The sequence below is a fragment of the Neobacillus rhizosphaerae genome, from assembly GCF_937468385.1.
In the GTDB taxonomy this organism is placed as follows: Bacteria; Bacillota; Bacilli; order Bacillales; family Cytobacillaceae; genus Neobacillus; species Neobacillus rhizosphaerae.
Map to the genome: position 1 here is coordinate 19347 of NZ_CALBWS010000031.1, position 12670 is coordinate 32016.

9 protein-coding genes are annotated in these 12670 nt (G+C 34.4%); 7 read left to right on the forward strand and 2 right to left on the reverse strand.

Features of this window, described 5'->3' with window-relative positions:
- The first annotated feature begins 16 nt into the window (after positions 1-16).
- From M5A78_RS19470 to M5A78_RS19490, 5 genes are all read left to right on the forward strand, one after another.
- Positions 17-1429 (forward strand): Wadjet anti-phage system protein JetA family protein, encoded by a 1413-nt coding sequence (locus M5A78_RS19470; protein ID WP_248736941.1) that lies wholly within the window; start codon positions 17-19, stop codon positions 1427-1429.
- A complete protein-coding gene (locus M5A78_RS19475; RefSeq protein ID WP_248736942.1) occupies positions 1426-2052 on the forward strand; it encodes a DUF4194 domain-containing protein in 627 nt (208 codons plus the stop codon). The genes M5A78_RS19470 and M5A78_RS19475 overlap by 4 nt, the downstream gene beginning before the upstream one ends.
- Positions 2021-5368 (forward strand): ATP-binding protein, encoded by a 3348-nt coding sequence (locus M5A78_RS19480; RefSeq protein WP_248736943.1) that lies wholly within the window; start codon positions 2021-2023, stop codon positions 5366-5368. The genes M5A78_RS19475 and M5A78_RS19480 overlap by 32 nt, the downstream gene beginning before the upstream one ends.
- Positions 5355-6617 carry a Wadjet anti-phage system protein JetD domain-containing protein gene (locus M5A78_RS19485; protein ID WP_248736944.1) on the forward strand — a complete coding sequence of 421 codons (1263 nt, stop codon included), beginning with the start codon at positions 5355-5357 and terminating at the stop codon, positions 6615-6617. The genes M5A78_RS19480 and M5A78_RS19485 overlap by 14 nt, the downstream gene beginning before the upstream one ends.
- Before the next feature lie 285 nt (positions 6618-6902).
- Entirely contained in the window at positions 6903-7460 is a 558-nt protein-coding gene (locus M5A78_RS19490; protein ID WP_248736945.1) for a restriction endonuclease, read from the forward strand.
- A gap of 573 nt (positions 7461-8033) precedes the next feature.
- Here the strand turns inward: M5A78_RS19490 and M5A78_RS19495 are convergent.
- The gene (locus tag M5A78_RS19495; protein ID WP_248736946.1) at positions 8034-8594 is read right to left on the reverse strand and encodes a hypothetical protein; all 561 of its coding nucleotides are present in this window, start codon (positions 8592-8594) and stop codon (positions 8034-8036) included.
- A gap of 84 nt (positions 8595-8678) precedes the next feature.
- Here M5A78_RS19495 and M5A78_RS19500 point away from each other — a divergent pair, with 84 nt between their 5' ends.
- Positions 8679-9182, forward strand: a complete 504-nt coding sequence (locus M5A78_RS19500) for a hypothetical protein (RefSeq protein ID WP_248736947.1) — start codon at positions 8679-8681, stop codon at positions 9180-9182.
- Between the two features lie 147 nt (positions 9183-9329).
- Positions 9330-12143, forward strand: coding sequence for a DEAD/DEAH box helicase (locus tag M5A78_RS19505; protein WP_248736948.1), 2814 nt, complete (start codon positions 9330-9332; stop codon positions 12141-12143).
- A gap of 19 nt (positions 12144-12162) precedes the next feature.
- Here the strand turns inward: M5A78_RS19505 and M5A78_RS19510 are convergent, their stop codons facing one another.
- Positions 12163-12561 carry a (deoxy)nucleoside triphosphate pyrophosphohydrolase gene (locus M5A78_RS19510; protein ID WP_248736949.1) on the reverse strand — a complete coding sequence of 133 codons (399 nt, stop codon included), beginning with the start codon at positions 12559-12561 and terminating at the stop codon, positions 12163-12165.
- Between the last annotated feature and the right edge of the window lie 109 nt (positions 12562-12670).

The following is a 12670-nucleotide window of genomic DNA, read 5'->3' on the forward strand; positions in this document are numbered from 1 at the left end:
GTGAGAAAAAGACTGAATGAACATATCGTTGCTTTTTTCACATATACCAGACGGTTTTTTTTCCATTTTAAATGGAAAATACAAACAAGTTTACGTTGAAATCTTACAAGAAATATATGTATTATACCAGGAATCGATTTCCTTAATTGATAAGGACATCTTAGTTGATTTGCTGTGTGATGTTATGGAACAGCATAGTAATTTATTCGATCATGATGAAGAGTTTCTTGATTTTAGGACAAGCCGAGAAAAAGCGAACTATTTTTTTAGGAAATTAAGAGATGCCAAATGGGTAGCAGAAGAACAGATGATGGACTATACCTGGAAAGTATCTGTACCGGATTATGCATTATCTATATTACGTACTTTCGAACAAATCACGAATGGTCATCAGGAAGAGTATAGAGGGCGGATATTATCCGTTTTCCAGCATCTATATGGAGAGGAAAAAGAAAGTTACATATCTTTACAACAAGCATATGAAAACACGGTAATGATCATTAATGGATTAAAACAGTTGAATTATAGCATTAAGCAGCATACCGAAGCCTTATTAGTAGAATCGGATCTTCACAAAGTTTTAAATAGTTTCTTTTTTGATTTTGAAGAAAAAGTCTTAGGTGCTTATTATTATCGGTTAAAATCTTCTGACCACGTTTCGAAGTATCGTGTAAGAGTGTTGGAAGCGGTTCAAAAGTGGCAATTTGACCATGAACGAATTCGTCAACAATCAGAATTATTAATCCAAGATCAAGTGTTCAGGGAACTCCATCAAGCCGAAAATCGGATTTATTCTTGGCTTGAAACTATTGAAAAATCATTTAGCCAAATGGATGAAATATTAAATGAAATTGATAATCGTGTCAAGTTATATTCAAGAGCAGCAGAACAACAAATCAAATATCACATTCGATATACCAGCGGTTTAGAAGAGAAACTGAACACCATCCTGTTAGAGATCGCACAAAATATACAAGCAACTTCACCTTCTGATTATATAAAAGATGGTGTAAATGAATTAATCTCGATTTTCTCTCAAGAATTTCTGGACTCAAACAGTTGGAAGATCCCTTACCAGTCAAAACCAAAGCAGCGTTCATCCTTAGTAGAAAAAGGAGAAGTATCTGAAACAGATAAGAAGAATGAAATTGAAAAGATTCTTAAACGGTCTAATCAAGGGAAAACTGTGGAACAAATCAATGATTTCCTCCTTCGTCAGGGAAAAGGTAAGAGTATAATTCCAATGGAAACGCTACCGACGGAAAAAGAAGGGGATTGGTTGAGTCTTATTTACGCTATCGTTTATTCGCAATCAAAGAAGGCTATGTTTGAACTTTCCGAAAGGAACGAAGCGGGTAAGCGAACAATTAAAGTAGGGAAAGTCACAATCCCGCATCGTTCATTTATACGGAAAGGAGAGCGGAAATGAGTTGGAGTGAAGAATACAAGGAATTGTTAGAGCGGGATAAACAGATGTTTTCAGATTGTATCAATAAATTATTAGCCCAAAACTATATTGTTTTTCAGAAGGAGGCTGATAAGCCATATTACCGGTTTATCGACCGATATGCTGAATTGTTTGAAGACTACTTAGCGGTAACAGGTTGGAATATTGAATTTGTTAAATCAATGAACTTAATTTATGTTTATAATCCTACGGGTAGAAATCGTAGAATGCTCACACAAAATCAAACTCTGTTTCTGTTTATTTTACGAATAATATATGAAGAAAGACAAAAAGACATTTCGCTTGCACGGCACATTACCACGACCAATGAAGAAATTCATGAAAAGTACTTGGCTTTAAAAATAAAAAACCGGCTACCGAATGCAGATGAATACGGGAAAATCATGAAGTTGTTTGCATCTTATTCGTTGATTAATGTAAAGAAAGGTTGTTGGAATCATCCCCAGGAGCCTATTATCCTTTATCCTTCCATTTTAATTGCTATACCAGTTCATGCAGTCGAAACCTATTTTAAGTGGATTACGGAAGGAATCGAAAGTGAGGAGGTAGAAGATGAGATATTTGACGAAAATGAGGTTGATTAACTGGCATTATTTTAATGATGAAATTATCAAATTTCATCGTTCGGGTAATTTGATAACTGGAGGGACGGGAGCGGGTAAGTCTACCATTATTGATGCTCTACAAGTACTATTTGTCGGGAATCTAAAACAATTGAAATTTAATCAATCTGCTACTGACAAAAGATCAAAGCGTTCCATTACTTCATACTTGCGTGGTTCCGTTAACTCTGAAGGATTGGCACATAAGAGAGGGAAAGTGGATTTTTCAAGCTACATTGTTGTGGAGATTGAACTTCAAAAGTCGAAGAAAACAGTGTTATTAGGAGTTGCGTTTGATTTTAATTCAAAGTCCATGGAGTACTATCACTCCTTTTTTCAAATTGAAGGCATTGAATTGACGGAAAATCTATTTTATAAGGAAAAAAATGAATTGTATACAAGAGAAGAATTTCAGGATAATCTCAAACGAAATAAAATTAAGAATACTATTTACAAGAAAGATTCTGAGCGATATATCAATGATGTCAAGCAAACTTTGGGGGGTGTCAGGGACTCCTTCTTTAAGCTCATCCAAAAGGGAATTGCCTTTGAGAGTATTACAGACATTAAGCATTTTGTTTATGAATTTGTATTAGATTCAGATCCGTTGAATAGTGAGAATTTAAGAGAGAACTTTGAACGAGTGCGTGAATTGGAGAATTTGATTCAGGAGACACAAAAACAAATCCTTGCTCTTACTGAAATTAAGCAGCAATGGACAGCTATCGAAAATCTTAACCAAGGGATTGAGTCGAGTTATTATATTTCAAAGAAAAGCGCCGTTCTAAATGAAGAAGAAAAAGTAAAAGGGTATATCTGTGATAAACAAGAGAAAATAGATGAATTCGAAGAGTTAAATAAGACGATTCAAGCCTTAAAAAGTAAGCACCAGGCGATGGTGGAAAAGATCAATCAATTATCTGTAGATATTGAAAAACACAATATAACAACGAAAATCAAAGAAATCAACCTGCAGATTAATCAATTGGGGGAGGATGTTAATAGGTTAGGTGAGTTACGGAAAAATCAAAACTATAAACTAAAGGTGGAAGTACAAGAAAGAAATGTATTGGCTTCGGTATTAAGGGTATTAGGACATGATGGCTATGAAGTTGAGTCTTTATATAATGGGAAGCGTGCATGGGAGGCTGCCCTTACAGAAGGGACGTCAGAACTATCAGGATATTCCCCTTTGTTATTAAATAACAGTTGGAGAACGGCGTTTAAATGGGTCCAGGATCAGGCGGTCTTACTAAAACAAGATCAAGAAAAAATTGAGAACGAAAAGAAACATGTAAAAGAAAAGATTCATGAATTGAAAAAAGATAGGGTTCTGCCTTCCGGTCATCCATCGATGGTTCTAAAAACTCTATTAACCCAACGATTGCACTCGACAAACAATGATGAAGTCCCCGTGTATATTGTGTGTGAAGTAATAGATGTTCCGAATGAAAAATGGAAAAATGCCGTAGAAGGATACTTAAAGAATCTAAAATTTAATATCATTGTTCCTCCGGTGTATTTTGATGATGCGTTGCAAGTTTATCATGACCATAAATTTAGCCATCCCATAAGTGGAGTAGGCTTGGTAAATATTAAGAAGATGGAAGAAGAACTTCGCCTTCCTTTAAAGGGGAGTTTAGCAGAAGAAATAACAACCGATATTTCTCTAGTTAAAATCTTTACCGATTATGTTCTGGGTGGGTTGATTAAGTGTGAAGAGGTTCAAGAGTTAAAAAGACATAAAAGAAGTATTACCCCTACTTGTATGGTCTACCAAAATCACACGGCAAGGCAGATGCCTAAAAAGGATTACGAGATTCCATATATAGGTCGAGAGGCGGTCAAAAAACAATTAGAAAAACAAGAGGAGTACTTGGAAGAACTTGAACAGAGGTTATCTGCGGTTAAAGGGCAATTAGTTCATTGCGATAAACTTAGTGAGATGCGTTCAGATAAACAAGACTTTTATGAAGGGATTTTTAGTGCTCTTAATGAATGCTCAAATTTATCCGAAAAAGAGCAATCCATTCTTAGCCTGCAGCAAAGTCTTTTAGCCATTGATACTAGTGAGGTGGACAGGCTAAAACTGAAATTAAAAGGATTGAAAGAAGATGAACCAAGGGTTAGAGATTTAATAGGAGATAAGCAAAATGACTCAGGAAAATTAGAAGAAAAAATCGCAAATTTAACTCAACTCATAGCGGATACTGAGGGGAAAAAACTTCAACTTCAGAATGAATTTGAAGAATATCTACAAAGTCTCGGTCCTACTGCGTTAGACCGAGGGAAAGAACGCTGGGAGAAGCTTGATTCAAATAGGTCGTATAGTGAATTGGCAGGTATTTATGAAAAAAATGCCAAAAGTTCAGAATCTAGAAGAAATAATTTAAAAGGACCGCTAATCCAATTGAGAACAAAATTTAATGAAACCTACCACTTCGGAGCTGACGCAACGGCTAATGATAATGAAAGATATCAACAACGCCTTACCTTATTGGTCGAGACAAAACTAGTAGAGTTCAATGAACAAGTAGCGATAAAAAAGGAAAATGCCTATCGATGTTTCCAAGAGGATTTTATATTGAAGTTGAAAGAACGGATAGAACGTTCGAAGCAAACATTTGATGCTTTGAATTTCTCTTTAAATAAGCTGGATTTCGGAGGAGACCAATATCGTTTCAGATGTTTACCTAACCAGAGCTACATTCATTATTATGAAATGATTATGGATCATGACTTACTATCAGATGGATTATTTAGTTATGTCTTCCAAGAAAAGTATGAGTCAACCCTAAATGATTTTTTTAAAGAACTGTCTTTTGATGAACACCATCATTCGGAGCAGATGGAAAGGTTAATGGATTACCGTACCTACTTGGATTTCGATATTGATATTAGTGACCGGGATGGAAATGAATATAAATACTCGAAGAAATTCGGTTCAAATTCTGGTGGCGAATCTCAGGTCCCTTTCTATATTGCTGTTTTAGCTTCGTTTTTCAATACCTATCAAATGCATAGAAAAGACCCGGATACCTTTAGATTGGTATTATTTGATGAAGCATTTAATCGGATGGACGGAGAGCGGGTGGAGGAATGTATTCGATTTATTCATGAATGTGGGTTTCAACCGATAGTGGTGACACCAACCACAAGCCTACAGGTGATGGCACCACTTTTACCATGTACAACTATGGTCATCAAGCATGGATTTACAAGTCAAGTGGAACAAATCACAAAAGATGATTTTCTATCATTTCGAAGGAAAGAAGAGCTAGAATATGTATCTGAGTAAACTGCAGCGGGACATATTGCATTTGTTAATAAATAAGTACGAATCTCGTTCTGATTATGGGAAAACAGAAAAAAGCACCAGAAGGACCATGCTAACAGTTAACAGGATGACCTTTCCACTTTATTTTCATGATACCGATAGTCAATACAAAGTGAATATGAATAAAGATATGCAGGAATTACAAGATAATCATTTTATTGTTTTGGAATGGGTTCGCTTTAGTGAGGGGGAAGAGTTAGCAAGGATTATTGTAAACGATGAAAAGTTAATAGATATCTACCACTTTTTATGTAGACAGTCGAAGGAAGAAAAATATAAAAATACCTTGAAGGTCGTTAAAGACTACGCTCGAACTGCACCTATCTTATTAGAAGCGTTTTATCAACATGTTGAAGGACAATTGGTGAATTTAAGGTCTGCTCCTTCTATCATTGACTTAGATTCACTTGAAAATACCCATGATCAGTTAAGAGCGCTTCATACGGTTTTAGAAAGTCGCGATTTTGAGATTTCTAAAAGGAGATTGAGTATTCAACTATTCAATGATTCTAAAAAATTTGAGTCAATGGAAAGTAAAATCATCTCTGTTTTGCAGAAATATGTTTATTCTGAACAAGATTTAACTGATGACGATATCTTGTCTGAATTAGGGGTCATTGATAAACTGCAATCTATAAATGTTTTTGGTCCCATTACCTTTGAAATTCAAGGGCAAACCTTGGATCTTTCGTTATTTGATAACTCCTTCGGCTTAGACACAAAATTTATAGAGAATGCTTCGATTTCGGATGTGAAAGCTGAACGTATTGTCACCGTTGAGAATTTAACTTCCTTCTACGATTACATCCATTACGTAAAAAAGCATAATAAAAATTACATCGTGGTTTATTTAGGAGGGTTCCATAACTCCCTAAGAAGGTTATTGTTGGAGAAAATCTTAAGGTTTATGAAGCGGCATAATATGGAAGTAACGTTCAATCATTGGGGAGATATCGATCTAGGGGGAATCAGAATCTGGAAACATCTCTCACGTAAACTCAATATCTCCATTACTCCTATTTTTATGGATATTAGTACTTACATGAAGTATTTAGCACATGGGAAAAAAGTAGAGACGAAAGGGTATTTAGGCCAATTAAAAAAATTGCTGGAAGATCCATCATTTAAAGAATTCCATGATTTGATCAATTTGATTCTTCATAACGAAAGAACCATAGAGCAAGAAATTATATTAATTGGTGAAGAATAATAATACAGGATAATCGGGCGAAATCGCTCGTTGCTTTAAAGCGTTACCGTATTGGGTGACTGACCCAGTTTTTTTCTACTAATTCTTAATTATTATGACATTTAGACATACCAGTTACTGGGTACGGATTATTTAAATGATTTGTATTACTTAGAGATATTTTGTATAGAGCCACTTCTGATGAATTGGCCCTTTAATTTCCTATAAAGGGTAACATCACGTTTTAGTCTTTGAATGTAATTATTATAATAATAGTAAATTTGATAACTTTTGGAGGAAAAGAAATTGTTCATTCCAACTAAAAAAGCATTTATGGATATAACTCCCGAAGAATTTGAAAAATATTCATTAGACTTGCTAACTGAACAAACCAAAAATCTTGAAAACTTAGTAATTGAACATAATACAACAATTGAAGCTTATGATGGTAATTATCAGATAGATGGATATATCGAGTTTACTGTGATGGGCATCAAATATAAAACAATTATTGAATGTAAACATTACAAGTCACCTATAACTAGAGAAAAAGTTCAAATATTATACGGGAAAATACTATCTTTTGGTGCCCAAAAAGGTATCTTAATATCTACGTCAAATTTTCAAAGTGGCGCAATAGGGTACGCACGGGCTCATGGAATTGCTTTAATTCAAATCACTGAAGCTGGAACTAGTTTTGAAACAAGAGATCTAATGAACATTATTATGAATTCTGGAGGAAAACCTTTTAATTATGGAAAACCTTATTCTGGAGTATTGATTAGAAAAACTGAAGGTGGGATAAGTTGTTCATATTTAAGTAGAAAGAATAATACTTTAGAAGAGTTTTTAGCAAGTGTATGAACATGTCTCTAAGTCATTATTCCACTAAATCGTTAATAGAAGCTTTACGACTAAAATAACAGATAGAAGGATAATAAATTATACTTATTGACTATTGTTTAATTAAAAATACTGAATAACCAGGATAGTTGTTTTAGTGAATCAATATGGAGGGAAACTGTAATGGGGGAATATGAAAGCAAAGAAGTTAAGTACTTGCAGGATAAAATTAAAGATATATCATACAATGATAATCATTTTATACTAAGGATGTGAAAAGGCATATTTTAAGAGAGGTATGAAAAAAATTGAATTGAAACGTTTAATAAGAAAATTTCATAATATAGGAAAAGGGATAATAAAGTCTAATGTACTTTAAAATCCCTTAGTTAGATGATGTTTTAATCTTTAATTTCTATTATGATGTTGAATGGAATGTAGAGAATAATTACGAAAAAAAATGGTCGGTTTATTCAAGATGTCTTGAAGGAATACGATTACCTCTGGAACATGAGTGAGGAAGCTGGGTAGGTGACAGGCACTCTTTTTCAAAAAATACCCCGTATATAACTGGTAATCTAAATCGTATTACTGCTATAATTCATACCATTCAAGATCAAATATCATAATAGGATCGCCAAAATTAGTAGTAAATGTCTCGAATCCGAATTTTGAATAAAACTTTGTTAACCGATTAATAATACTTTTACGCTCAATTCCTTCTGGTTCTCCCTCAATCGGAGCAGGTTGTAAAATAATAAAATCAACATTCAATATTTTGCTGAATTTTATTATATTGCTAATTGTAAAAGATCCGTATGAGTTTTTTCTATACTCCTTTTGTATTTTTATGTAGTTTAAGCATAGAACTTTTTCGTAATAGCTAACATCAGATGCACGAGAAAATTGATGAAAACCATTAATTAGATGAACCATATTACCAGATACTGAATCTGCAATATCATGGATTAAGGATGAGTCATCTAAAGTATTTGAATGGAAGATAGTAAAACTGATTGAACCTATATCCTTACTAGTACCTTCTTCATCATGTAAAGTAATTTTAGCCCATCCATCTAAATATGGATATTCCGCATCATAATCTTCATTAACGTGCAAATTATAATCAACACTTATAAAGTAAGATTCCTCCATCTTGGATACCTTCCTAATTTTTAAATTTAAAAAATGGATTATATTATTTATATTATAACCAAAAACCACAAGGAGGATAATAGGATGGAAACTGATTACAAAGGATTAGTTGAAAAGAAATTTGGTAAATCTTTAAAAGAAATAATGTATGAAATTTGTATTGAGAAAGGTTTAGAAAAATGGGATGGAGCTGAGTTACTTGGTGTTCCAGTAGAAACTTTTGCAGCATGGAGATCAAAATTTCGTTTCGGTCCGTTACAATGGCGGGCAGATCAGGCTGCAATATTACGTAAAAAAAATATTGAAAAATACAATGAAGAACTATTAAATTCAGATTTAAATAGGGTGTTTATTCATAAGGGCGAAAGAACAATTGAAAGTTTCAAAGAGATTATTGAGAGAATGTTGGAACTTGCTAAAACTAAACGCTCTAAACATTCTGAAGTTTCTCTTGATGAAATATCAATTCTAATGAAAATTGGTATACTCGAAAATACACTTGAATACATAAACGATTTTGAAAAAAATAAGTTGCATGAAAAGTTCGAAAGGGAATTAGAACTTTATACTAGTTTTACGCATAAATAAACATTATAAAAAAATTCGTTAAAATAATAATCCTCTATTTCCTAGAAAGGATAGAGGATCTTTTTATTTACCTCCAACTATAGTACAATTTTACATATCCAATAAATAACAGTTTACAGAGAGACATCTATAGTTAGGAGAAAACCAATGGAAGTAGTAAAAAAGAAACTAATTGTCAACTCCGATAAAGGCAACTTATTACGAGAACTAGTAAAATCGATGAACGAGTGTGTGCGGTTTTATTTTAGTGTCGCTTTTATTAATTTCAGCGGCTTGCAGCTTCTGCTTGATCCTTTAAAGGATGCGGAGCAAAAAGGCATTGCTGGGAAGATCATAACGTCAACCTATCTCAATTTTACCGATGCCAAGGCATTGGAGAAAATTAAAGAGTTTCATAATGTTGACCTAAAGGTCTTCGTTACCGATAAAGAGATTGGCTTTCATACGAAGGCATACATATTTGAGTATCAGGATAGCTATAAGGTCATTATCGGCTCATCCAATATTACCCAAAGTGCACTGAAAAGTAATATTGAATGGAACGTCGAAATTATTACCAAAGAACATGGCCGCTTTATTAAGGATGTTTTAAAGGAATACGATGGGCTCTGGGACATGAGTGCTGAAGCCGATCAGGCTTTTATTAGTAGATATGAAGAGTTTCTGAAAAGCCTTAAGAATACGCAAAAAACACATCAACTGATTTATGAAAATAAGCAATATATTGTTCAAAATCGAATGCAGAAACATGCAACGGAGAACCTAGCGAGACTTAGGAGCTATGGGGAGAAAAAGGCATTGGTAATTGCTGCGACTGGAACGGGTAAAACCTATATGTCAGCGTTTGATGTGAAGAACGTGAAGCCAAAGCGACTTCTTTTCATTGTCCATCGCGAAGAGATCCTGAAAAAAGCGAAGGATACCTTTGAGATGTTGTTACCCAATGAGGGGTTCACGTTTGGTTTGCTGACAGGGAACCATAAGCAGAAACATGTTGATTATGTCTTTGCCACGATCCAAACCATCTCAAAGTGTTTTCATGAATTCGGAAGAGATGAATTTGATTATATGATCATTGATGAGGCCCATCATGCCACAAGTCCAACCTATCAGACTGTATTAGATTATTTTAAACCTCAGTTTACCTTAGGGATGACAGCCACTCCTGAACGAAGTGATGGCTATAATGTCTTTGATTTGTTCGATAATAATGTGGCTTTAGAGGTTCGCCTACACGAAGCCTTAGAGGATGAACTCGTGATTCCCTTTCATTATTTCGGAATCACGGATATTGAAGGCATTGATTTAAGTGATGTTGATATTGAAGATATTACTGAAATCACCAAACGGTTAAAGGTCAATGAGCGGGTTGATTTTATTATTGAAAAAATGGATTTTTACGGTCATGATGGTGAGAAAAGAAAAGGCCTCGGTTTTTGCATCAGTATTGAACATGCTCAATATATGGCAAGTGAATTTAATAAAAGAGGCTATAAAAGTATTTGCTTATATGGGGCTGACGCACCGGAAAAACGTGAGCAATATATTCAACGATTAGAAGATGACCAGGACGAATTAGAATTCATTTTCACCATAGATATCTTTAATGAAGGGGTCGATATTCCTTCTATTAATACCGTATTAATGCTACGACCAACCAACTCACCGATTATCTTTATTCAACAACTCGGGAGAGGCTTGCGGAAGCATGCGAATAAAAGCTTCTTGACGGTGCTCGACTTTATTGGAAACCATCAGAAAACGTTCCTCATTGCTTTGGCGTTAAATGGGAGTCGCTACTATGATAAAGAAAGCCTAAAGGTAGCAGTGGCAACGGGATTCGCAAATATTCCTGGATGTACTCATATCCAAATGGATAAGATTTCACAGGATCGAATATTGGCACAGATTGATAGGGAAAATTTCAATTCGATGAAGTATCTGAAGGAAGAATACGGTGAATTTAAAAAACTCAATCAGGGTCGGATCCCGTATTTGTTATTGGATTATCTGAAATATGATGGTGCGCCAGATCCTGTTAAATTTATTAATCGCGAGAAAACATACTTATCCTTTGTGGCCAAGGTCGAGAAGGATGATGATTTAAAGGAAATTTTACTAAATGAAGCCTTTGAAGCGACATTGAAGGAATTATCAAGCAAGCTACCACTTAAGCGGATTTATGAGTTTGTTATCCTGCGTTATTTGCTAGATCATGAAGAGATTAATCAAGGAATAGCAAAGCAAGAAATTCTGAAAATGATCGATAACGTCGATAATGATTCCATTTTACATGCATTTGAGTGTCTAAATCAAAACTACTATGATAGTGGGCAGCTGAAGAATAAACCTAAATTAGTGCGTTATGACAATGGCATTCTGACAAAGACTGATATTTTTTCAAAGCTATTAGAAAATGAAGAATACCGGAAGTTTATTGAAGACATTATCACTTATGGTATTTTCCGATACGAGAAGGATTTTAAAAGAGAATACTATGGTGTCCCACATTTCAAATTGTATGAGCAATATCAAATGATCGACGCTGCGTTGCTGTCGAACTATCGGAAAATCCATAGTTCCTTTAGAGGATCGGGATTATTGGCGAATGGCAATGAGTACTTTCTCTTTATTGATTTGCATAAAGAGGAGGACGTAAAGGAAAGTATCAACTATAAAGATAAATTTATTAATCCACATGAATTCCAATGGCAATCGGTTAATAATACGACACAACAATCTGAACGAGGGAAAAACATCATTTTTAATCAGCAGCGTGGGGTCCATCTTCATTTGTTTATTCGCAAGTACAAAGAATTGGATGGCAAGACGGAGCCTTATATTTATATTGGAAAAGGAAATTCTGTTGAATTTGAAGGGGACAAGCCGATTACGGTCCGAATGGAATTAGAGAATGAGGTACCGACAAATTTATATACGGAGTTTACAGAAAAAGTGTAGTCTTCTCATTTCGAGAAGACTATTTTTCTTGGATTAATTGTTCTACTGCTGGAACATCGGCCGGCGCCCATTTTAGTGAATCTAAATTTTCTCGTTTTAGCCAAATTAGTTTGGAGTGTTCACTTTTTGAAGGAGACCCTTCGACAACTCTACATTTAATTGAAATTAAATTTATGATAAATGTTTCGTATTTATGAGTATTGTCATTAAATATCTCATTGGATGTTTCAATTTTACAATCCAACTCTTCATCAATTTCTCTTTTTAACGCTGAGAAGATGTCCTCGTTGGATTCCACCTTCCCACCAGGAAACTCCCATTGATTTGGAATCGACATTGCGGGTGATCTAAGTGCACATAGAATTTCATTTTGATCATTTTCGATAATGGCTGCGACGACTTTTACAAGCTTTTTCAATGTGGTCCTCCTTGATGATTGTTTTACTAGTCATAATGATATCATTTCTAGGTTGAATTCGTATATTCATTAGTTTTTAGGATATCTAAAAATAAAAGGGGTTTTTTAG